The sequence below is a fragment of the Streptomyces sp. NBC_00670 genome (assembly GCF_036226765.1).
Taxonomy (GTDB): Bacteria; Actinomycetota; Actinomycetes; order Streptomycetales; family Streptomycetaceae; genus Streptomyces.
Map to the genome: position 1 here is coordinate 6276013 of NZ_CP109017.1, position 22257 is coordinate 6298269.

At 70.5% G+C, this 22257-nt stretch carries 19 protein-coding genes; 6 read left to right on the forward strand and 13 right to left on the reverse strand.

Going from position 1 to position 22257, the window contains the following annotated elements; translation table 11 throughout:
* Positions 1-44 precede the first annotated feature (44 nt).
* On the reverse strand, positions 45-800 hold the full coding sequence (locus OIE12_RS27665; protein ID WP_329139879.1) for a creatininase family protein: 756 nt from the start codon (positions 798-800) through the stop codon (positions 45-47).
* Between the two features lie 46 nt (positions 801-846).
* Between OIE12_RS27665 and ribA the strand changes: the two genes are divergently transcribed.
* Positions 847-1476 carry a GTP cyclohydrolase II gene (gene ribA / locus OIE12_RS27670; RefSeq protein WP_329139881.1) on the forward strand — a complete coding sequence of 210 codons (630 nt, stop codon included), beginning with the start codon at positions 847-849 and terminating at the stop codon, positions 1474-1476.
* Between the two features lie 52 nt (positions 1477-1528).
* Here the strand turns inward: ribA and OIE12_RS27675 are convergent, their stop codons facing one another.
* A complete protein-coding gene (locus OIE12_RS27675; RefSeq protein WP_329139883.1) occupies positions 1529-2713 on the reverse strand; it encodes a serine hydrolase domain-containing protein in 1185 nt (394 codons plus the stop codon).
* A gap of 86 nt (positions 2714-2799) precedes the next feature.
* Between OIE12_RS27675 and OIE12_RS27680 the strand changes: the two genes are divergently transcribed.
* Positions 2800-3222: a PPOX class F420-dependent oxidoreductase gene (locus OIE12_RS27680; protein ID WP_329139885.1), complete on the forward strand. Its 423-nt coding sequence runs from the start codon at positions 2800-2802 to the stop codon at positions 3220-3222.
* Here OIE12_RS27680 and OIE12_RS27685 read toward each other — a convergent pair.
* Positions 3219-4097: an NAD(P)-dependent oxidoreductase gene (locus OIE12_RS27685; protein ID WP_443053932.1), complete on the reverse strand. Its 879-nt coding sequence runs from the start codon at positions 4095-4097 to the stop codon at positions 3219-3221. The genes OIE12_RS27680 and OIE12_RS27685 overlap by 4 nt on opposite strands.
* A 147-nt stretch (positions 4098-4244) precedes the next feature.
* Here OIE12_RS27685 and OIE12_RS27690 point away from each other — a divergent pair, with 147 nt between their 5' ends.
* Entirely contained in the window at positions 4245-4838 is a 594-nt protein-coding gene (locus tag OIE12_RS27690) for a TetR/AcrR family transcriptional regulator (RefSeq protein WP_329139889.1), read from the forward strand.
* Positions 4839-5112: 274 nt separating this feature from the next.
* Here OIE12_RS27690 and OIE12_RS27695 read toward each other — a convergent pair whose 3' ends face one another.
* From OIE12_RS27695 to tkt, 7 genes are all read right to left on the reverse strand, one after another.
* Positions 5113-6576, reverse strand: coding sequence for a membrane-associated oxidoreductase (locus OIE12_RS27695; protein WP_329139891.1), 1464 nt, complete (start codon positions 6574-6576; stop codon positions 5113-5115).
* Positions 6577-6674: 98 nt separating this feature from the next.
* The gene (gene gnd, locus OIE12_RS27700; protein ID WP_329139893.1) at positions 6675-7556 is read right to left on the reverse strand and encodes a phosphogluconate dehydrogenase (NAD(+)-dependent, decarboxylating); all 882 of its coding nucleotides are present in this window, start codon (positions 7554-7556) and stop codon (positions 6675-6677) included.
* Between the two features lies 1 nt (position 7557).
* Complete coding sequence (pgi, locus tag OIE12_RS27705; RefSeq protein ID WP_329139895.1) at positions 7558-9240, reverse strand: glucose-6-phosphate isomerase; 1683 nt, start codon at positions 9238-9240, stop codon at positions 7558-7560.
* Positions 9233-10174 carry a glucose-6-phosphate dehydrogenase assembly protein OpcA gene (gene opcA / locus OIE12_RS27710; protein ID WP_329139898.1) on the reverse strand — a complete coding sequence of 314 codons (942 nt, stop codon included), beginning with the start codon at positions 10172-10174 and terminating at the stop codon, positions 9233-9235. The genes pgi and opcA overlap by 8 nt, the downstream gene beginning before the upstream one ends.
* Positions 10171-11964, reverse strand: coding sequence for a glucose-6-phosphate dehydrogenase (gene zwf, locus OIE12_RS27715; RefSeq protein WP_329139901.1), 1794 nt, complete (start codon positions 11962-11964; stop codon positions 10171-10173). Before zwf ends, opcA begins: the two co-directional genes overlap by 4 nt.
* Positions 11964-13133 (reverse strand): transaldolase, encoded by a 1170-nt coding sequence (tal, locus tag OIE12_RS27720; RefSeq protein WP_443053933.1) that lies wholly within the window; start codon positions 13131-13133, stop codon positions 11964-11966. Before tal ends, zwf begins: the two co-directional genes overlap by 1 nt.
* Before the next feature lie 50 nt (positions 13134-13183).
* Positions 13184-15268, reverse strand: a complete 2085-nt coding sequence (tkt, locus tag OIE12_RS27725; RefSeq protein WP_329139902.1) for a transketolase — start codon at positions 15266-15268, stop codon at positions 13184-13186.
* Positions 15269-15412: 144 nt separating this feature from the next.
* Here tkt and OIE12_RS27730 point away from each other — a divergent pair, with 144 nt between their 5' ends.
* On the forward strand, positions 15413-16384 hold the full coding sequence (locus tag OIE12_RS27730; RefSeq protein ID WP_329139905.1) for a helix-turn-helix domain-containing protein: 972 nt from the start codon (positions 15413-15415) through the stop codon (positions 16382-16384).
* Positions 16385-16848: 464 nt separating this feature from the next.
* Here the strand turns inward: OIE12_RS27730 and OIE12_RS27735 are convergent, their stop codons facing one another.
* The 3 genes from OIE12_RS27735 to OIE12_RS27745 are packed head-to-tail and all read right to left on the reverse strand — an operon-like array spanning position 16849 to position 19772.
* Complete coding sequence (locus OIE12_RS27735) at positions 16849-17871, reverse strand: phosphotransferase family protein (RefSeq protein WP_329139906.1); 1023 nt, start codon at positions 17869-17871, stop codon at positions 16849-16851.
* 9 nt (positions 17872-17880) lie between these two features.
* Positions 17881-19113 (reverse strand): sensor histidine kinase, encoded by a 1233-nt coding sequence (locus OIE12_RS27740; protein ID WP_329139908.1) that lies wholly within the window; start codon positions 19111-19113, stop codon positions 17881-17883.
* The gene (locus OIE12_RS27745) at positions 19110-19772 is read right to left on the reverse strand and encodes a response regulator transcription factor (RefSeq protein WP_329139910.1); all 663 of its coding nucleotides are present in this window, start codon (positions 19770-19772) and stop codon (positions 19110-19112) included. Before OIE12_RS27745 ends, OIE12_RS27740 begins: the two co-directional genes overlap by 4 nt.
* A gap of 187 nt (positions 19773-19959) precedes the next feature.
* Here OIE12_RS27745 and OIE12_RS27750 point away from each other — a divergent pair, with 187 nt between their 5' ends.
* Both OIE12_RS27750 and OIE12_RS27755 read left to right on the forward strand, forming a co-directional pair.
* Complete coding sequence (locus OIE12_RS27750) at positions 19960-21399, forward strand: ABC transporter permease (protein ID WP_329139913.1); 1440 nt, start codon at positions 19960-19962, stop codon at positions 21397-21399.
* A gap of 1 nt (position 21400) precedes the next feature.
* Positions 21401-22120: an ABC transporter ATP-binding protein gene (locus tag OIE12_RS27755; protein ID WP_329139914.1), complete on the forward strand. Its 720-nt coding sequence runs from the start codon at positions 21401-21403 to the stop codon at positions 22118-22120.
* Positions 22121-22257 lie beyond the last annotated feature (137 nt).

Here is a 22257-nt window from a genome sequence, read left to right on the forward strand (position 1 = left end):
CCCCGGTCGCCTCCGGCGGGGTCGGAGGCGGGGGCGGGTTCCCGTTACGCCGAGGGGTTCAGCAGGGTGAAGTACGCGGCGAAGGAGTCGGTCAGTGCGGTGAGTATGCGTTCCCCCTTCTCCGCCGAGGCGAGTGAAGGACGGCCGATGACACCGGACTCCGTGTAGGCCGCCATGCCGGTCGTCAGCAGGTGCCGCCGGTCGTCGGCGACGAAATCGGTGGCCTCGTATCCGCCGCGGACCACCTCGGGATGACAGTGGAGGAGGAGGGAGGTCTCTATTTCCCCCGCGTGCATGTCGGTCAGCAACGAGGTCTCGACTCCGGCCCGTTCGCGTGCGGATTCCCAGTCCTCCGGGGCCGGGAAAAGCGCCATGGTGGGTCCTTCGGCCGCGGTGGATTCCTGCACCACATTGCCGAGTACGTAATTGCCGCCGTGGCCGTTGACCAGGACGAGGGCCTCAACGCCGGAGCGGCGCAGCGATTGTGCGATGTCCCGTACCACCGCGTGGAGAGTGACGGAGGAGATGCTGACCGTGCCCGGCCAGTCCGCGTGCTCGTGCGAACAGGCGATGGTCACCGGGGGCAGGAGATGCACCGGATATCGCGCGGCGACCGCGCGGGCTATCGCGCAGGCGACGAGGGTGTCCGTCGCCAACGGCAGGCAGGGGCCGTGTTGTTCGAAGCTGCCGATGGGGAGGACGGCGACCTGGGGGTGCCGGCCGACGGCCCGGCGTCGTACGTCCTCGGTGGTGTCGGTCGGGAGGACGCCGGTGGTGTTGTTCGGTGCTTCTTTCTTCATTTTGTGGCTTCCCTTCCTCAATGTGTTCTTCAGATAGGAACTGATCATGACAGAAATTGTCGCCGGGGTCACTCGGGTGGTTACCGCGCCGTTGCCCACGAAATACGGTGATTTCGAGGCGGTCGGCTACCAGGACAACGTCCGTGGTGACGAGCAAGTGGCGTTGGTGTACGGGGACGTGCAGGCGGAGGGAATGCTTGTCCGGCTGCATTCCGAATGCCTGACGGGAGACGCGTTCGGGTCCACGCACTGCGAGTGCGGGCCCCAGCTCATCACCGCGCTGCGGGAGATCGTGGCCGAGGGGCGGGGCGTGCTGGTGTACTTGCGGGGGCACGAGGGGCGGGGCATCGGGCTGCTGGGGAAGCTGCGGGCGATGAAGCTCCAGGCGGAGGGGCTCGACACGGTCGAGGCGAATCTCGCGCTGGGGTTGCCGGTGGACGCGCGGGACTACCGCGTGGCCGCGGAGATGCTGCGGGATCTGGGGGTGCGGTCGGTGCGGTTGCTGTCCAACAACCCGCGGAAGCGGGAGTCGTTGGAGCGGCACGGGGTGAAGGTCGAGACGCAGGTACCGTTGCTGATACCGCCGTGCGAGAACAACATCACGTATCTGCGGACCAAGCGGGAGCGGTTGGACCACTATCTGCCGCATCTGGACGCGGTGGTGCAGTCCTCTTGAGGTGCGTGTCTCCGGGTGCGGTCCGTCCGTGCGTGGGCGGCTTTCCCGTAGGTCAGGCGATGATCGCTTCGGCGACCAGTCTGCGCAGGTCCTGGAAGAACGGGTTGCCGGCTTTGGGGCGGACCTGGGTGAGGAACTGCACGGTGAGGTCGTGGGCGGGGTCCACCCAGAACGTTGTGCTTGCCACTCCGCTCCAGCCGTAGGTGCCGGTGGGGCCCACGGAGACGCCCAGGCCGAAGCCCGTGTTCTTGTTGGTCTGCGTGCGGTGGGGTGGGGTGCCGTAGTTGTGCAGATCGGTGTGGTGGGGGAGGTGGTTCGACGTCATGAGGGTGACGGAGTGGGGGGTGAGGAGGCGGGTGCCGTTCAGTTCGCCCTTGCGGCGGAGGAACTCCATGAAGCGGTGGTAATCGCGGGCCGTTGCCACCATGCCGCCGCTGCCGGAGAGGAGCTTGGGGCGGGTGTGGAGGGGGAGGCCGGGGACGGGCTCGATGCCGCCGGTCTCTGTCTCGCCGTACAGCTCGGCCAGGCGGGGAGCCTGTTCGGGGGTGACGTGGAAGCCGGCGTCGCGCATGTCCAGGGGGGTGAAGATGCGGTCGCGGAAGAAGTCGTCCAGTGGGGAGGCGGAGACCGTTTCGATGACGCGGCCCAGGATGTTCGTCGCCACCGAGTAGTTCCAGGCCGTGCCGGGGTCGAACTGGAGGGGGAGGCGGGCGTAGGCCTCGCAGGTCTCGGCGAGGGTGGTGCCGGGGACGACGGAGGACTCCAGACGGGCCTCGCGGTAGAGCGCGTCGACCGGGTGGTCGTGGTAGAAGCCGAAGGTCAGGCCCGCCGTGTGGGTCATCAGGTGGCGGATGAGGAGTGGGTTCGAGGCCGGGCGGGTGTGGGTGGCGTCCACGTAGACCCGGGGGTTCGCGAAGGACGGGAGGATCTCGGCAAGGGGTGTGTCGAGGGTGATTCCTCCTTCCTCGATGAGCATCAGTGCGGCGACGGATGTCACCGGTTTGGTCATGGAGTACATGCGCCAGAGGGTGTCGGTGGTGACGGGGGCGTGCGTCCGCCGGTCGCGTTCTCCGTGGGTGGTGAGGTGGGCCACGTGGCCGTGGCGGGAGAGGGAGAGCAGGTAGCCGGGGAGTCTGGCGTCCCGCACCGCGCGGGTGAAGTGGGCGTTCAGGCGGGCCAGGGCGTGAGGGTCCAGGCCGGCCTCGGTGGGGTCCACTTCTTGTCGCAGGTCCTTCATGGGGGTCTCCCTTCCCTGGTGGGGGTGGTCGGACGCCTGCCGGGTACCTCGTGGGGAGACGGTGCCCCGCTCAGGAGGTTGGTGTCATGGACGAAGCGCTGCTCGGGCTTCTTGCCGAGCACAAGGGTGGGGTGCTGGTCACCCTCAAGCGGGACGGTCGGCCGCAGTTGTCGAATGTCGCCCATGTGTACTACCCGGACGAGCGGCTCCTCCGGATCTCCCTGACCGACGACCGGGCCAAGACCCGCAATCTGCGGCGGGACCCACGGGCCTCGTACCACGTGACGACGGCGGACCGCTGGGCGTACGCGGTCGCCGAGGGGACGGCCGATCTGACCCCGGTCGCGGAGGATCCGCACGACGCCACGGTCGAGGAGCTGGTGCGGCTCTACCGGGACGTGCGGGGCGAGCATCCCGACTGGGACGAGTACCGGGCCGCCATGGTGCGGGACCGGCGGCTCGTGCTGCGGCTGCCGGTCGAGCGGGTGTACGGCGTTCCGCGGCGTTAGGACGTTTCGGTGCGGGCCTCCAGGGCGTGGAGGACCGCCACCATGTCCTGTGTGCCGTGGCCCAGGGCGACGGTCTCCTTGAACAGGGCGTGGCAGGTGTCGAGGAGGGGGGTGGCCAGGCCGGTGGTGCGGGCCGCGTCGCTGATCAGGTGGTTGTTCATCAGGACGTCGCCGGCGGCCGCCTGCACGGCGAAGTCGCGGTGCAGGAGTTTGGGTGCCTTCATGCGGGAGACCGCGCTGGCCATGGGGCCCGCGTCCAGGACGTCGAGGAAGAGCCGGCGGTCGAGGTGGTGCCGGTCGGCGAAGTGGAACGCCTCCGTGAGGCCGGTGACCTGGGTGATCAGGAAGAGGTTCACGGACAGTTTCATGAGGAGGGCGTTCGGTACGGGGCCGCAGGAGAACGTCTCGTGGCACATGGGGGAGAGGAGGGGTGCGATGTCTGTCACGGCTTCCTCGTCTCCGGCCAGCATGGCCACCAGCTTTCCCTGTTCGGCGGGGATGCGGGAGCCGGAGACCGGGGCTTCTACGTAGCGGCCGCCCGCTTCGTGGATGTCCGCCGCCAGGGCGCGGGCGTACTCGGGGGCGGTGGTGCCCATGTTCACCACCGTGCGGTCGGCGGTGAGGGCGCGGAAGGCGGGGGTTCCGCGTTCGAGTACGGCGTCGGTGGCGTGGTCGTTCGCCAGCATGAGGATGACGGTGTCGGCCTTCGCGAAGACTTCCGCGGGGGTCGCGGCGATCGTCGCGCCGGCGGTGCGGAGGGGTTCCGTTCTGTGGGGGGTGCGGTTCCAGGTGATGAGGGGGGTGCCCGCGCGGGCCAGGTTGAGGGCCATGGGGGTGCCCATGACGCCGAGGCCGAGGAATCCCACTGTGCGCATTGCGACCACCGGGTGTGTGTGACGGCTGGCTATGACGGTTGTCATAGTGGGCTGATTATGACAGCTGTCATGGCGGGGTGGGGTTCGGACGCGGTCGTAAGCTGTCCGCCCGCTTCGGGTGGTTCGGGGCGGGTGAGGAGGTGGACGATGACGGAGTCCGAGCGGGGGCCTCGGGAGCGGATGGTCTTCAGTGCCGCTCAGCTCATCCGGCGGCGGGGAGTGGCCGGGGCGGGGATGCGGGACGTGGTGGCGCACGCGCATGCGCCGCGGGGGTCGTTGCAGCACTACTTCCCGGGCGGGAAGGAGCAGCTCGTCAACGAGGCGGTGCGGTGGGCCGGGCGGTATGCGGCGAAGCGGGTCGCGAGGTTCGTGGCGGGGATGGCGGAGCCGACGCCGAGTGGGCTGTTCGCGGCGATGGTGGGGCAGTGGACGGAGGAGTTCGCGCGGGAGGGGTTCGCGGGGGGTTGCCCGGTGGTGGCGGCGACCGTGGGGTGTGCGGAGTCGGTGGAGTCGACGCGGGTGGCGGCGGCGGGGGCGTTCGGGGAGTGGGTGGGGGCGGTGGGGGAGGCGTTGGTGGGGATGGGTGTGCCGGCGGGGCGAGCCGGGGGGCTCGCCGTGGTGATGGTGAGCGCGGTGGAGGGGGCGGTGGTGGTGGCGCGGGCGGAGCGGGATGTGCGGGCGTTGGAGGCGGTGGTGGGGGAGTTGGGGGTGGTGTTGGATGCGGCGGTGGGTGAACGGTGAGTTTCTCGCCCCCGCCGCCCTTACCCTTCCCGTCCCCTCAAGGGGCTCCGCCCCTTGGATCCCGGGTTCGTTGGCGGGTGCGGGCGGGTTCGTGGTTGCTCGCGCAGTTCCCCGCGCCCCTGAAAGATCGAGGGGCGTCCCCGGCTTTCACGGGGCGCGGGGAACTGCGCGACAAGCCCCCACCGGCCGTCAGCGGACAACGCGCCCAACGGGGTGCAAGGGGCGGAGCCCCTTGTCGAGGATGGGTCGGGTAGGGGCGGCGGGGGCGGAAGAACTACTGGCGGCTCACCGCGCGGGTGACGCCTGCCAGTACCGTCGTCGCCAGGATCCAGCCCGTCAGGATCAGGGCGTAGGACAGGGCCTGGTACCAGCCCCGGGGGGCGAACGCGGCCTCCTGGCCGAAGGAGATGACCGGGAGCATCAGGTCCAGGGCGTAGAAGACCGGGTTGAAGGGCGGGGCCTCGGCCGGCTTGAGCGCGGCGGGCGGGTGCACGCCGAACGCCACCGCGCCGACCACCAGCAGCGACAGCAGCCACCCGGCCGCCCGCAACGGCCGGAACCCGTAGCCCACCGTCGCGTCCTGCACATGCCCCCACACCCTCCCGTACCACGGCAGCGTCCCCCGGTGCCGCCGCAGCTTCGCGAGCTGCACCGTACGGGCGGCGTGCTCGTCGCCGACGCGTCGGTACGCCGCCGCCAACTGCTCGTAGGCGTACGGGACATAGCCGTCCGCGTCCCGCTCGAGCACGGCCAGGCGCCGCTCCGCCGCGGCGTGCGGGGTGAGGGTGGTGTACGTGAGGCTGTCCAGGCACAGCTCCTCGGGCCACACCTCCGGCGCCGCGTGCAGCGCGTCGATACGGGCGCGGCGGAGGTTGAGCGCGCCCTCGATCCCCTCGGGCTCGCGCAGCCACAGCTCGCCGATCACCGCGCTGCTCACCCGCAGCGCCGTGCCCTCGGAGTGGGACAGCCGGCCGTACGACAGGTTCAGTTGACCGGGGATGCGCGCACCGCGCAGGTTCAGCATGCCGTGGGCGACCAGGCAGCCCGCCTGCACGTCGGAGTCCACCGTGAGGTTCCGCCCCTGCAGGGCCGTCGCACCGGGGTGGTGGAAGTGGGCGTTCTTGAGCATGACCATGCCGGTCACCGTCGCGCTCTCCAGTCGCGTTTCGCCCTCGACCCGCAGTCCCGGGGCCCAGAGCGCGTCGCCGATGGTGACCTGGTTGAGCTGGAGCACCGGTTCGGTCAGGTCCGAAGAGGTGAGGTGTGCCTCGTCGAGGAACAGTGCTCCGGCGATGCGGGAGCCGCCGAGCCGTACCTGATGGGTGATCCGGCAGCCGGTCAGCCGCAGGACGCCGTCCACCTGGAGGCGCGCGGCGTGCAGGCCGGGCATGACCGAGCCGCGCAGGTTGAGCTGGCGGACGCGGAAGTCGTACAGCGCGGGGCCGTCCGCGAAGTGGCAGTGCTTCAGCTCCACGGCGTGGTCGATCGTGGCGTACTTGAGGTCGAGCTTGCCGGTGATGCGGGCGCCGTTGAGTTTGAGGACCGGTATCTCGGCGGCGCGGGCGGGGCCGTCCAGGAGCAGGGACCGCAACACCCGGGCGCGTACGGTGCGTTCGGGGCCCCAGCCGGCGCCGTCGGCGGGGTCCTCGTCCGGTGACTGCCGGAAGTCCACCTCCGTGCCGTCGGGGAACGCCTCCCACACGCGCCGCTCGGCCGCCGTCAGCTCGTTGATCTCCATCAACGGGGACTTTCGCCGGGGCGGCCCCGGATGTCAACAGCCCCCCGACGGCACGAAGGTGCGGCCGGTCCCCGGGACCGGCCGCACCTTCATGTGGCCTACTTCTTCGCGGACTCCACCGCGTGGCCGCCGAACTGGTTGCGCAGTGCCGCGACCATCTTCATCTGCGGCGAGTCGTCCTGGCGCGAGGCGAACCGGGCGAACAGGGAGGCCGTGATGGCGGGCAGCGGGACCGCGTTGTCGATGGCCGCCTCGACCGTCCAGCGGCCCTCGCCGGAGTCCTCGGCGTAGCCGCGCAGCTTGTCCAGGTGGGCGTCGTCGTCCAGGGCGTTGACCGCGAGGTCGAGCAGCCAGGAGCGGATGACCGTGCCCTCCTGCCAGGAGCGGAACACCTCGCGGACGTTGTCCACCGACTTGACCTTCTCCAGGAGCTCCCAGCCCTCGGCGTACGCCTGCATCATGGCGTACTCGATGCCGTTGTGGACCATCTTGGAGAAGTGCCCGGCGCCCACCTTGCCCGCGTGGACGTAGCCGTACGGGCCCTCCGGCTTGAGCGCGTCGAAGATCGGCTGGAGCCGGTCCACGTGCTCCTTGCTGCCGCCGACCATGAGCGCGTAGCCGTTCTCCAGGCCCCACACGCCGCCGGAGACGCCCGCGTCGACGAAGCCGATCTCCTTGACGCCGAGTTCGGCGGCGTGCTTCTCGTCGTCCGACCAGCGGGAGTTGCCGCCGTCGACCACCGTGTCACCGGGGGAGAGCAGATCCTTCAGCTCGTCGATGACGGACTGGGTGGCGTTGCCGGCCGGGACCATCACCCAGACGGTGCGCGGGGCTTCGAGCTTGTCGACCAGTTCCGCGAGGTCCTTGACGTCGGAGAGGTCGGGGTTGCGGTCGTAGCCGACGACGGTGTGGCCGGCGCGGCGCAGCCGCTCCCGCATGTTGCCGCCCATCTTGCCGAGACCGATCAGGCCGAGCTGCATGTCACTTCACTTCCCTGGACTTGAGTTCACGGTAGTCGGCCACCAGCGCGGCCGTGGACGGGTCGAGACCGGGGACATCGGCGCCCTCGCTGAGCGCGGGCTCGACGCGCTTGGCGAGGACCTTGCCCAGTTCGACGCCCCACTGGTCGAAGGAGTCGATCCCCCACACCGCGCCCTGCACGAACACCTTGTGCTCGTAGAGCGCGATGAGCTGGCCGAGGACCGAGGGGGTCAGTTCGGGGGCGAGGATCGTGGTGGTGGGGTGGTTGCCGCGGAACGTGCGGTGCGGCACCTGCTCCTCCGGCACGCCCTCCGCGCGCACCTCCTCCGCCGTCCTGCCGAACGCGAGTGCTTGCGTCTGGGCGAAGAAGTTGGCCATCAACAGGTCGTGCTGCGCCGCCAGTTCGTCGCTCAGCTCCGCCACCGGACGGGCGAAGCCGATGAAGTCCGCCGGGATGAGCCTGGTGCCCTGGTGGATCAACTGGTAGTACGCGTGTTGGCCGTTGGTGCCGGGGGTGCCCCACACCACGGGCCCCGTCTGCCACTCCACCGGACGGCCGTCGAGGTCGACGGACTTGCCGTTGGACTCCATGTCGAGCTGCTGGAGGTAGGCGGTGAACCGGGAGAGATAGTGCGAGTACGGCAGCACGGCGTGCGACTGCGCGTCGTGGAAGTTGCCGTACCAGATGCCCAGCAGGGCGAGGAGCAGCGGGGCGTTGGCCTCGGCGGGGGCGGTGCGGAAGTGCTCGTCGATGGTGTGGAAGCCGTCGAGCATCTCGCGGAAGCGGTCCGGGCCGATCGCCAGCATGAGCGAGAGGCCGATCGCCGAGTCGTACGAGTAGCGGCCGCCGACCCAGTCCCAGAACTCGAACATGTTGGCCGTGTGGATGCCGAAGTCGGAAACCCTATCCGCGTTCGTCGACAGCGCCACGAAGTGCTTCGCGACCGCCTTGTCCTCGCCGCCGAGCCCGGCGAGCAGCCAGGAGCGGGCCGACGTGGCGTTGGTGATCGTCTCGATCGTCGTGAACGTCTTCGACGCCACGATGAACAGCGTCTCCGCCGGGTCCAGGTCCCGCAGGTTCTCGTGCAGGTCCGCGCCGTCCACGTTCGACACGAACCGGACGGTGAGATCCCGGTCGGTGAACGCGCGCAGCGCCTCGTAGGCCATCGCGGGGCCCAGGTCGGAGCCGCCGATGCCGATGTTGACGACGTTCCGGATGCGGCGGCCGGTGTGGCCGGTCCACTCGCCGGAGCGGACGCGGTCCGCGAAGTCGGCCATGCGGTCCAGGACTTGGTGCACGGCCGGGACGACGTTCTCGCCGTCCACCTCGATCACCGCGTCCCGCGGGGCGCGCAGCGCGGTGTGCAGGACCGCGCGGTTCTCCGTGGTGTTGACGCGCTCGCCGCGGAACATCGCGTCCCGCCGTCCGAACACGTCGGTGGCGGTGGCCAGTTCCTGGAGCAGGGCCAGCGTCTCGTCGGTGATCAGGTGCTTGGAGTAGTCGATGAGCAGATCGCCGGCCCGGACGCGGTACCGCTGGGCGCGCCCGGGGTCCGTGGCGAACAGCTCGCGCAGCCGGGGCTGCGGTATCGCGTCGGCGCGGTGGTCCTCCAGGGCCGTCCACTCGGGGCGGCGGGTGAGCCAGGGGTGGTGGCCGGAGGAGGGGGAAACGGGCTCAGACACGGGCCACGGCCTCCTCGGTGGAGGCGTCGGCGCCGCGCAGTGCCACCTCGTACATCTCGTCCGCGTCCAGCCGACGCAGCTCCTCGGCGATCAGCTCGGACAGCGGGCGCACCTTCAGCGCCAGGGAGCGCGGGGGCTGCCCGGGCAGCGTGAGCGTGGCCAGCGGTCCGGCCGGGCGGTCCAGGACGATCTCGCCCTTGTCCGTGCCGAGCCGCACCGTCGTCACCACCGGGCCGCCGCTCTCCACCCGGTCCACGTCCACCTTCAGCCGGGCCTCCAGCCAGCGCGCCAGCAGCTCGGCGCTGGGGTTGTCGGCCTCGGCCTCCACCGCTGCCGAGGTCACCGGCGTACGGGCCTGGTCCAGGGCGGCGGCCAGCATCGACCGCCACAGGGTGAGCCGGGTCCAGGCCAGGTCGGTGTCGCCGGGCGCGTAGGAGGCGGCCCGGGTGCGCAGTACGTCCATCGGGGACTCGACGGCGTACAGATCTGTGATCCGGCGCTGGGCGAGCGCGCCCAGCGGGTCCTTCGCCGGGTTCTCCGGCGCGTCCACCGGCCACCAGACGACGACGGGCGCGTCCGGCAGCAGCAGCGGCAGCACCACCGAGTCCGCGTGCCCGGTCACCTCGCCGTACAGCCGCAGGACGACCGTCTCGCCGGTGCCCGCCTCGGAGCCGACCCGCACCTCGGCGTCCAGCCGGGAGGTGGTGCGGTCGCGCAGGGTACGGGCGTGCCGCTTGATGACGACCAGGGTGCGCGAGGGGTGCTCGTGCGAGGCCTCCTCGGCCGCCTTCAGGGCGTCGTAGGCGTTCTCCTCGTCCGTGACGATCACCATCGTCAGGACCATGCCCACGGCCGGGGTGCCGATCGCGCGGCGGCCCCGCACCAACGCCTTGTTGATCTTGCTTGCCGTGGTGTCGGTCAGGTCGATCTTCATGGCCTGCGCCAGCTCCGTCCGTCTCGTGCGAGCATCTCGTCGGCTTCCTCGGGACCCCAGCTTCCCGAGGCGTACTGCGCGGGCGTGCCGTGCGCGTCCCAGTACCCCTCGATCGGGTCGAGGATCTTCCAGGACTCTTCCACTTCCTGGTGGCGCGGGAACAGGTTGGCGTCGCCGAGCAGTACGTCGAGGATGAGCCGCTCGTACGCCTCCGGGCTGGACTCGGTGAACGACTCGCCGTAGGCGAAGTCCATCGTCACGTCCCGGATCTCCATGGACGTGCCCGGCACCTTGGAGCCGAACCGCACGGTCATGCCCTCGTCGGGCTGGACCCGGAACACGATCGCGTTCTGGCCCAGCTCCTCGGTGGCCGTCGAGTCGAACGGCGAGTGCGGGGCCCGCTGGAGGACGACCGCGATCTCGGTGACCCGGCGGCCGAGCCGCTTGCCGGTGCGCAGGTAGAACGGCACGCCCGCCCAGCGGCGGTTGTCGATCTCCAGTTTGATCGCGGCGAAGGTGTCGGTCTTCGACCCGGGGTCGATGCCGTCCTCCTCCAGATAGCCGCGCACCGGCTCGCCGCCCTGCCAGCCGCCCTCGTACTGCCCGCGCACGGTGTGCGCGCCCAGGTCCTCGGGCAGCTTGACCGCCTTGAGCACCTTCAGCTTCTCGGTCAGCAGCGACTCCGCGTCGAACGCGGCCGGCTCCTCCATCGCGGTGAGCGCGAGCAGTTGGAGCAGGTGGTTCTGGATGACGTCACGCGCCGAGCCGATGCCGTCGTAGTAGCCGGCCCGGCCGCCGATGCCGATGTCCTCGGCCATCGTGATCTGCACATGGTCGACGAACGAGCGGTTCCAGATCGGCTCGTACATCTGGTTGGCGAAGCGCAGCGCCAGGATGTTCTGGACGGTCTCCTTGCCCAGGTAGTGGTCGATGCGGAACACCTGGTCCGGGGCGAACACCTCGTGCACGAGCGCGTTCAGCTCGCGCGCGCTTCCCAGGTCCCGGCCGAACGGCTTCTCGATGACCGCGCGCCGCCAGGAACCCTGCGGGGCGTCCGCCAGCCCGTGCTTCTTGAGCTGCTGGACGACCTTGGGGAAGAACTTCGGCGGCACGGAGAGGTAGAAGGCGTAGTTGCCGCAGGTGCCGCGGGAGGCGTCCAGCTCGTCGACGGCGGCGCGGAGCTGCTTGAACGCCGTGTCGTCGTCGAAGTCGCCGGGGATGAACCGCATGCCCTCGGCGAGCTGCTGCCAGACCTCCTCGCGGAACGGCGTACGGGCGTGCTCGCGCACCGCGTCGTGCACGACCTGCGCGAAGTCCTGGTCCTCCCAGTCCCGGCGGGCGAACCCGACCAGTGAGAAGCCCGGCGGCAGCAGACCGCGGTTGGCCAGGTCGTACACGGCCGGCATCAGCTTGCGGCGGGACAGGTCGCCCGTGACGCCGAAGATCACCAGGCCGGAGGGGCCAGCGATACGGGGCAGCCGGCGGTCCCGGGGGTCACGCAGCTCGTTGGCCCAGTCGCCGAGCAGCTCGTCCGGGGTGGCGCAGGCGCCCACGGCTTCCTGGGCGGCTCGGGGGTTCTGGGAGTTCTGTGGGGCTGTGGGTTCCTGGGACTCCTCGGGACTCTGTGGCGTCCCTTCGGTTGCCCGGGCTGGGGTTGCCTGGGCCTCGGATGCCCGGGCCGCCTTGGGCCCGGCAGCCCGGGACCCGGTCCCGGCGGACCCGGTGGCCCTGCTCCTCGTGCCCTTGGCCGCGCGCTTGGTGGCCTTGGCGGCCGTCTCGTCGTCGCTCATCAGGCGTGCACCTCCTTGCCGTCGTCGTCGGCGCCGTCCTTGCCGCGCAGCGAGGCCGCGACCGCGTCCAGCAGCTCCTGCCAGGCGGCCTCGAACTTCGCCACGCCCTCGTCCTCCAGCAGCCCGACCACCTCGTCGTACGAGATGCCCAGCCGTGCCACCGCGTCGAGGTCGGCCCGGGCCTGCGCGTACCCACCGGTGACCGTGTCACCCCGGACGTCACCGTGATCGGCGGTGGCGTCCAGCGTGGCCTCCGGCATGGTGTTGACGGTGCCGGGGGCGACCAGTTCGTCCACGTACAGGGTGTCCTTGTAGGCGGGGTCCTTCACCCCGGTGGAGGCCCACAGGGGGCGCTGCCGGTTGGCTCCGGCGCTCTCCAGGGCCGCCCAGCGCTCCGTCCCGAAGAGCTCCTCGTACGCCTGGTAGGCCAGGCGCGCGTTGGCGAGCGCCGCGCGGCCGCGCAGGCCGAGGGCCTCGTCCGTGCCCAGCGCGGTCAGCCGCTTGTCGATCTCGGCGTCCACGCGGGAGACGAAGAACGAGGCCACCGAGTGGATGCCGGACAGCTCCGTGCCGCGCTCCCGGGCCTGCTCCAGACCGGTGAGGTAGGCGTCCATCACCTGGCGGTAGCGGGCCAGGGAGAAGATCAGCGTCACGTTGACGCTGATGCCCCGGGCGATCACCTCGGTGATCGCGGGCAGCCCGGCCCCGGTGGCCGGAATCTTGATCATCACGTTGGGCCGGTCGACCAGCCAGGACAGCTGCACGGCCTCGGCGACCGTGGCGTCCGTGTCGTGCGCGAGCCGCGGATCCACCTCGATGGAGACCCGGCCGTCCCGGCCGCCGGTCGCCTCGTACACCGGGCGCAGCACGTCGGCGGCGGCCCGTACGTCGGCGGTGGTCATCATCCGTACGGCCTCGTCGACCGTCACCCCGCGCACGGCCAGGTCGGCGAGCTGCTCCTCGTACCCCTCGCCCGAGCCGATGGCCGCGCGGAAGATGGACGGGTTGGTGGTCACGCCGACGACGTGCTTGTCCGCGATCAGCCCGGCCAGGTTGCCGGAGGCGATACGGCGGCGGGAGAGGTCGTCCAGCCACACGGAGACACCCTCCTTCGCCAGCAGCGCGAGCGGCTCGGGGGAGGAGGCGGCGGACGTTCCTTCGGTGGTCACAGTGATCTTTCTTTCCTTCTGCTGCGGATGCGGGCGGGAAGCGGCGCGGGTCAGCCGCGCGCGGCGGCCAGGGACTCCTTCGCCGCGGCGGCCACGTGCTCCGCGGTGAACCCGAACTCGGCGAAGAGCGTCTTGGCGTCCGCGGAGGCGCCGAAGTGTTCGAGGGAGACGATGCGGCCGGCGTCCCCGACGTACTTGTGCCAGGTCAGGCCGATGCCGGCTTCGACGGCGACGCGCGCCTTCACGGCGGCCGGCAGTACCCGCTCGCGGTACTCCGGGCCCTGCTCCTCGAACCACTCGACCGACGGCACCGACACCACGCGGGTGGCGACGCCCTCGGCCTCCAGCTGCTCCCGGGCGCCTACGGCGAGCTGCACCTCGGAGCCGGTGGCGAGCAGGATGACGTCCGGGGTGCCGGTGGAGGCCTCCTGGAGGATGTAGGCGCCCTTGACCGTCTCGGGATTGGGCGCGTACGTCGGCACGCCCTGGCGGGTCAGGGCCAGGCCGTGCGGGGCCGGGTGCGTGGCGTGCCGGCGCAGGATCTCGGCCCAGGCGAGCGCGGTCTCGTTGGCGTCGGCCGGGCGGACGACGTTGAGGCCGGGGATCGCGCGCAGCGAGGCCAGGTGTTCGACCGGCTGGTGCGTGGGGCCGTCCTCGCCGAGGCCGATGGAGTCGTGCGTCCAGACGTACGTCACCGGGAGCTGCATGAGGGCGGACAGCCGTACGGCGTTGCGCATGTAGTCGGAGAAGACCAGGAACGTGCCGCCGTACACGCGGGTGTTGCCGTGCAGCGCGATGCCGTTCATCTCCGCGGCCATGCTGTGCTCGCGGATGCCGAAGTGCACCGTGCGGCCGTACGGGTCGGCCTCGGGGAGCGGGTTGCCCTTCGGGAGGAAGGAGCTGGTCTTGTCGATCGTGGTGTTGTTCGAACCGGCGAGGTCGGCGGAGCCGCCCCACAGTTCGGGCAGGATCGCGCCGAGCGCCTGGAGCACCTTGCCGGAGGCGGCGCGGGTGGCGACGGCCTTGCCCTCCTCGAACACCGGCAGGGCGTCCTCCCAGCCCTCGGGCAGGCGGCCGGCCACGACCCGGTCGAACAGCTCCGCGCGCTCGCCGTCGGCCTCGCGCCAGCCGGCCAGCTCCTTGTCCCAGGCCGCGTGCGCCTCCGCGCCCCGGTCGAGCGCCTTGCGGGTGTGCGCGAGGACGTCGTCGGCGACCTCGAAGCTCTTGTCCGGGTCGAAGCCCAGGACGCGCTTGGTGGCCGCGACCTCGTCCGCGCCGAGCGCCGAGCCGTGCGCGGCCTCGGTATTCTGGGCGTGCGGGGCGGGCCAGGCGATGATCGTGCGCATGGCGATGATCGAGGGGCGCGCGGTCTCGGCCTGCGCCTCACCGAGCGCCGTGTACAGCGCGTGCACATCGACGTCGCCGTTCTCGGCGGGCTCGATGCGCTGGACGTGCCACCCGTACGCCTCGTAGCGCTTCAGTACGTCCTCGGAGAACGCGGTCGCGGTGTCGCCCTCGATGGAGATGTGGTTGTCGTCGTAGAGGAAGACGAGGTTGCCGAGCCGCTGGTGGCCGGCGAGCGAGGAGGCCTCGGCGGAGATGCCCTCCTCCAGGTCGCCGTCGGAGACGATCGCCCAGACGGTGTGGTCGAAGGGGGACTCGCCCTCGGGTGCCTCCGGGTCGAACAGACCGCGCTCGTAGCGGGCGGCCATCGCCATGCCGACGGCGTTGGCCACGCCCTGGCCCAGCGGTCCCGTCGTCGTCTCGACGCCGGCCGTGTGCCCGTACTCGGGGTGGCCGGGGGTCTTGGAGCCGTGGGTGCGGAACGCCTTCAGGTCGTCCAGCTCCAGCTCGTAACCGGAGAGGTAGAGCTGGGTGTAGAGCGTGAGGGAGGTGTGGCCCGGGGAGAGGACGAAGCGGTCGCGGCCGGTCCACTCCGGGTCGGCCGGGTCGTGCCGCATCACCTTCTGAAAGAGCGTGTACGCCGCCGGGGCCAGGCTCATCGCCGTACCCGGGTGGCCGTTGCCGACCTTCTGCACGGCGTCGGCGGCCAGGACACGGGCCGTGTCGACGGCACGGCGGTCGAGCTCGGTCCACTCCAGGCGGCCGGGGCGGCCGAGGTTCTGAATACTCATCTTCAAGAAGTCCTCACATCATGCGGATAGACCGGTCGGACGCCTTCAAATCTAAAAGTCTGACTTTTGGCGGGCCAGGTCGCACTGTGCCACGCTTCGGTGAAAGTGGGACACGGCCCCGGTCGGCGGGCGCCGTGCGGCCGGATGAACTCACACGAGACGGACATGGTGGACACGGGCACGGGTACCTACGGAGACGCGTTCCAGACCTCCGACGAGGAGATCGGCCCCTCGCAGAGACCGGCGGGGGCGATCCAGACCTTTCCGTTCGATCCGCGCGCGAGCGTGAGCGGGGTCGGGATGCAGATCGGGCCCATGGGGGAGGACGGGCCGACGTGGCAGTCCCGGGCGGTGCCGGAGCGGGTCCACCGGGTGGACTTCCACGTCGTCATGCTGTTCACCGGGGGGCCGGTGACCCACATGATCGACTTCACCGATCATGAGGCGCGGGCGGGTGACGTGCTGTGGATCCGGCCCGGGCAGGTCCACCGGTTCCGGCCCGCGCACGCGTACCGGGGGACCGCGCTGACGATGCAGCCCGGGTTCCTGCCGCGGGCGATCGTCGAGGCGACGGGGCTGTACCGGTACGACCTGCCGCCGCTGCTGCGCCCCGATCCGGCGCAGTTGGATGCGCTGCGGCACTGCTTGCGGCAGCTGGAGCGGGAGTACGTCGACACGGCGACGTTGCCGTTGAGCCTGCACACGGCGGTGCTGCGGCACACGCTGACGGCGTTCCTGTACCGCCTCGCCCACCTCGCCGTCGGCTCGGCGGGGCGGCCGGGAGCGGAGGGGGCGGACAGCACGACGTTCGGGCGGTTCCGGGAGGCGGTGGAACGGGACTTCGCGACCAACCACAGCGTGAGCGCGTACGCGGATGCGCTCGGGTACAGCCGGCGCACGCTGGTGCGCGCGGTGCGCGCGGCGACGGGGGAGACGCCGAAGGGGTTCATCGACAAGAGGGTGGTGCTGGAGGCGAAGCGGTTGTTGGCGCATACGGATGTGCCGGTGGGCCGCGTGGGCGCGGCTCTTGGGTTCCCGGACGCGGCGAACTTCTCGAAGTACTTCCACCAGCGGACCGGGCTGACGCCGGCGATGTTTCGAGCGGAGGTGGGGTGAGGGGGCGGTTTCCCGTGTTCCCTCCGCACGCCCCGGCCGGTGGCTCCTCGACGCGCCGCGCGGTCAGGGGTGAGCCGGGGGACCACTGTTCGACCGAGAGTTCCGGTCGGTCGGACACGCGGGCCGGACAGTGCCCTCCAGTCCGTACTCGGCCGGCCAGGACAGCAGTTCCTCCCGCGCGGCACCCACGAGGCTGCCACCGGTGAAGCGGAGGTCGTCGGTCACCTCCGCGACGCATGTGGACGGGCGGCGGAACGACGTGGCGTCCTCGTCTCGTGTCCGGCGCAACCGCAGGCGCGTGTACGCCAGATACAGGTCGGTGATGCGCCGTCTGGCGACTACGTCGGGGGCGTCCGGGGGCGTCCGGGGGGGGGGAGCCAGCAGAAGCCTCCTCTCCCGCTCGGCCTGGGCGTACAGCCCGGGGACGTGTACGCGCGGTGTAGCGCCGGAGGCCGGTGTCGCGATCATGCCGGCCTTTCCCGCCCCTGGGCCGCCCAGAGATCGAAGGTGGCCGCGAGGGGTTGTACGACCTGCCGACGGAGCCAGGCGCACCGCTCGGCGTCGAACCGGCGTGGCACCGCCTCCACCCACATGATCAAGTAGAGGTACGAACGGTAGAGGGTCAGCCGCCGTCGCGCGGACGCGTCGAACGTCACGGTGCCGCCCGCCGTTCGGTACCCTTCCAGGAAGGCGTCGTCACGCTCCATGTCGTCGAAGAGCGACAGCGAGACGAACTCGGCCAGCGGATCGCCCCAGAAGGCCCGCTCGGCATCGATGAGCGCGCCGATCCGTGCGCCCGCCGGGCCGCGGTCCACCAGGATGTTGCCGTCCCACAGGTCGAAGTGGACGAGCCGCGGAGTGCTCACCTCGTCGAGGACCGCGCTCTGCGCCGCGAACAACTCCCGGATGCGATCGGCGTCTTCGGGCAGCTCGACGGCGAAGCGCCCGGCGTCCGTGAGGACGGCGCCGACCATCTCGAGGAACGCCTCCCGCCAGCTCCCGCGCAACGGACCCAGCGGTTCGGCCGGATACCCGAAGGCCTCGCCGGTGATCGAGTGCAGGGCGGCCGTGAAGCGCCCCAGCTCGGTGCGCAGGCGTCGCCGGTCACCGGCCTCCACCGCGTCCCCCAACTCGTACCAGTTGCCGCCGGGGCACTCCGACATGACCAGGTGGTCGCCGGCGGCGGTGCCCTTGTCACCGGGCGGAGTGAGGACGGCCGGTACGGGGACGCCGGTGGCCTTCCGGACCGTGTCGTAGAACCAGGCCTCCGTGGCTAGGATGCGGTGCTCGTACCGCAGTACGGGCTCGCTCGGATCGGGTGCCAGCTTCACCACCAGTTGGGTGCCGTCGGTCCGGCGCACCCGGAAGACGGTGTTGAAGGTGCCACCGCCGAGTCCCCGTACGTCGGCCACCTCCTTTTCCGGCACCCCCGCGGCGGCGAGAGCGTCGCTGAGCCGGGCCTGCGGGAAATCGCTTCTGCCGTCCACGTGTCCTCCTCAACGTGCTCCCACGGGAGCCCCATCGGTCTCCTGCCAGGCCGGCAGCTCGACGCGTACGAGGAGACCGCCGGTGGCCCGCGCCCGTGCCGTCACGGTGCCGTGGTGGCCGTGCACGATGGAGCGTACGATCGCGAGGCCCAGACCGTGGCCGCTGCGGTCGCTGGCCACGCGGGGGCGGGCCCGGTAGAAGGGTTCGAAGAGCCGGTCCACCGCCTCGGGGTCGACCGCCGGACCCGTGTTGGCGACCTCCAGGACGATCGCGTCGTCCACCCGGTCGACCCGTACATCGACCGTCCCGTCGGACACATTGTGCGTACAGGCGTTGTCGAGGAGGTTCACGACGAGCTGCCGCAGCAGCGTCTCGCTGCCCATGACCTCCCAGGGTTCGCGGGTGTCGATCGCGGCGGTGATCGTCACGTTGCCGGTCCCGGCCCGCTGCTCGGCGACGGTCTTTTCCGTCAGTTCGGCCAGGTCCACCGGTTCGGTGTCATGGATCTCCCGCTCCGTTGCCGCGAGCCGCAGCAACTGCTGCACGACCTGGATGTTGCGCTCGTTGGTCTCGCGCAGCATCGGCAGCAGTTCGGCGAACTCCTCCTCCGACGTGTCACTGCCGGTCATCTGGAGGATCGCCCGCGTTGTCGCGAGCGGTGTCAGCAGTTCGTGTGAGGCGTTCGCGGCGAACCGCCGGTGCGCCGCGAACGATTCCTCAAGGCGCGCCAGCGTCGTGTCGAAGGTGTCGGCGAGCTGCTTCAGTTCGTCGTGGGGGCCTTGGGCGTTGATCCGATAGGTCAGGTCGCCCTCGCCGGCCTTGGCCGCCGCCCGGTTGATGGTGTGCAGTGGTGCGAGCAGCCGGCGTGACAGGAGCCAGCCCGCGCCCAGGCCGATGCCGAGGACCACGATCACGCCGCCGATGGACAGCGCGAGGACCGTGGCCCACACATCCTCCTTGTCGCGGATCAGGCCGGACGCATCGATCGGCTCGCCCCGCTTCAGGGGCGGGTCCTGGACGTCCGGCTCGTACGTCGGTGCGACGTGGGGCGGGCTCGCCTCGGTCCGCGGCAGGGCGATCGGTGTCGTGAAGTCGTATGTCGGCAGGTAACGGATCCCGGTGTAGATGATCGCCACCATGAGTGTGGAGCAGGCCGCGAGCGCGGTGCCGAAGCCGAGGAAGAGCCGGGTGTGGATGCTCAGTGTGCGCGGCCGGTGTTCGCGGCTCCGAGGCCGCCTCACTTCGCGCCCAGGTAATAGCCCGCGCCGATCGCGGTGTGCACGAGTCGTGGCTCGCCGAGCTTCTTGCGCAGCGTGTGCACCACGAGCCGGACGGCGTTCGTGAGCGGATCGGCGTGCGCGTCCCACGCCTTGTCGAGCAGGTATTCCGCGCTCAGTACTCCGCCGTTGGCGCGCATCAGCAGTTCCAGGACGGCCATTTCCTTCGGAGTGAGTCTGATTTCCGTGCCGTCGCGGACCGCCTGGCGCCTATGGGTGTCGAGGGTCAGGCCGGCGAATGTCAGGGTCGGGGAGTGAGCCATGGGGCTGCGCCGGTACAGGGCGCGGAGTCGGGCGACCAGTTCGGGGAAGTCGAAGGGCTTCGCGAGATAGTCGTCTGCGCCGAGGCCCAGGCCCTCCACCTTGTCGCCGAGCCGGCCGGCCGCTGTGAGCATCAGCACGCGGCATTCCGCGCCCATGGCGACGATGCGGCGGCACACCTCGTCGCCGTGCACCCCCGGCAGGTCGCGGTCCAGGACCACGGCGTCGTAGTCGTACACCGTGACCCGCTCCAAGGCCGTCGTCCCGTCGTGGACGACGTCGACGGCGATGGCCTCGCGTCGCAGCCCGAGTTCCAGGACGCGCGCCATGTACTGCTCGTCCTCGACCACTAAAACCCGCACGGGCACCGCCCTTTCGCCGTTTCTGAGAAATTCCTGAGAAGCCGGGGCGCGGCCGAAGGGATTCCGACCGTTTCCGGTGTTTCCGTCACGTCTACCAGATGCCGTATTTGATTCGTGTATGAGAGTGCGCGTGAGTGACTCTCCTGGCAAATGTCACTCAAAACGCCGGCCTCATAGCGTGCCGTCCATGAACTTCTCCAAACGTGCGTGGTGGCGGCTCACCGGAGCCCCGGGCAAGACCTTGACGCTGGTCGGCCTGTTCTTCGTCGTCTGCACCCTGGCGCTGTCCGGCTTTCTGATCCGGTCGGCGGCGGCGCGCGCGGCCGACAGCGCCAAGAAGAGCGTGGGCGCGGCGGCCACGATGCAGCTCGACCTGAACGGGTTGATGGCGTCGGGCAAGAACGACGGGAACCAGGGCAGCGGGCCGAACCCCGGCACCATCGGATCTGCCGGCGATCTGAAGCGCGACCTGGTCGACAAGATCTGCGGGTCGTCGGTGGTCACCGACTGCAACTACACGGCCGACGGAGCAGCCTTCCCCACCGCGACCACCAAGCTCTACCAGCCGGTCCCGGCGCCTGTCGGCCAGGACAGCGCCGGCACCGACCTGTTCAAGGTGGACGGAGTGCGCAAGCTCTCCGAGGTGAGCGCCTTCCGCAACGGCGACTCCAGGATGATCGCCGGAAAGGGCATCGGGCCGGACACCAAGAAGGACGAGATCGTCGTCGAGGAGCGGGTGGCCAAGGAGAACAGGCTCGGGATCGGTGACAGGGCCAAACTCAAGATCGGCGAGGTCATGCCGGGCGTGGACACCTCGGAGCACGAGTTCGAGGTCATCGGCATCTACAAGAACGGCACGGCCGACACGGGCCAGTACGTGCCCGCGATGATGGACCCGGCCAACCAGGTCTACACGAGCATCGAGGGAGCCAGCCTCCTCGGCGGAAAGACCACCAAGGACGGCGGCACCCTCAGAGCGGCCACCTTCACGCTGGCCGACCCCGATGACCTGGGCCGGCTCAAGGAAGACGCCCGGAAGGCGGGCGCAGATCTCCAGATCTTCCCGATCTCGGTCAACGACAAGCAGTACAAGACGCTCGTCGGCCCCATCACCAAGACCGCGGGCTTCGCGACGGTCACTGTGTGGCTCGTCGCCGTCGCCGGCACGCTCATCCTCGCCCTCATTGTCGCCTCCAACCTGCGCGAGCGCCGCGGCGAGCTGGGCGTCCTGCTCTCCCTCGGCGAGAAGAAGCCCAAGCTGCTCGGCCAGCACCTCGTCGAAGTCGTCGCCTGCGCCGTCATCGCGATCGGACTCGCGGGCGTGAGCAGCCAGTTCCTCTCCGAGGCGATCGGCAACAAGTTGCTCGCCGGCGAGGTCGACTCGGCCAGGCAGGATGCCGAGAACGACAGCCTCCGACGCGACCCCAGCGACCCCAACGGCGTGAGCATGCGGGAAGACGGCGGGCCCGAGGCCGGGCCGATCGACTCGCTCGACGTGCACCTCGGCCCGGCCGACATCGCCGAGGTCGGTGCCACCGGACTCGGCATCGCCGCCCTGGCCACCCTCGTCCCCGGCGCCCGCGTCCTGCGCCTCAACCCGCGCGACATCCTCACGAAGGGCAACTGACGTGACCACCGCTCCCGCCACCGACCCGAACGCACCCGGCGCACCGGCCGCGCCGATCCTCGAACTCGCCGACGTGACCCGCACGTACAGCACCGGCAACCGTCGCCGCGTCGTCCTCAAGTCCGTCTCGTACGCCTTCGAGACCGGCCGCATGTACGCCGTCGTCGGCCCGTCCGGCTCCGGCAAGACGACGCTGCTGTCCCTGGCCAGCGGCCTCGACGCGCCCACCTCGGGAAGCATCCGCTTCCAGGGCCGCGACGTGGCCGAGCTCGGACTCGGCACGTACCGCAACCGGCACGTGGCCACCGTGTTCCAGTCACTGAACCTGCTCACCTACATGAACGCCGTCCAGAACGTGACCTCCGCCATGGAGATCACCGGTGTCAGGGGCGGCCGCAGGAAGCAGCGCGCCAACGAACTGCTCGAGCTCCTCGGCATCGAGCCCGTCGACCGCACCCGCCGCACCCTCCAACTCTCGGGTGGCCAGCAGCAGCGCGTCGCCATCGCCCGCGCGCTCGCCTGCGAGGTCGACATCCTCTTCGCCGACGAGCCGACCGGCGCCCTCGACCACGAGACCGCCGCCGGCATCATCAAGGTCTTCCAGAAGCTGGCGCACGACGACGGCAAGTGCGTGATCGTCGTGACGCACTCCAGGGAGGTCGCCGCCGCCTGCGACGAGACCCTGATGCTCAAGCGGGGGAAGCTGGTCCCGCAGGGCTGATCCCGGCTGAGCGTACGGGGTGCGGGTTCCGGCGTCCTGAAGCGGGGTGGAACAGACAGGCATCATGCCGTTCCCCGCCATGAAGGAACGCCGCCCCTGCCCCGCCTCCCGGCTTCCCGGCCTCCCCCGACCAGGGG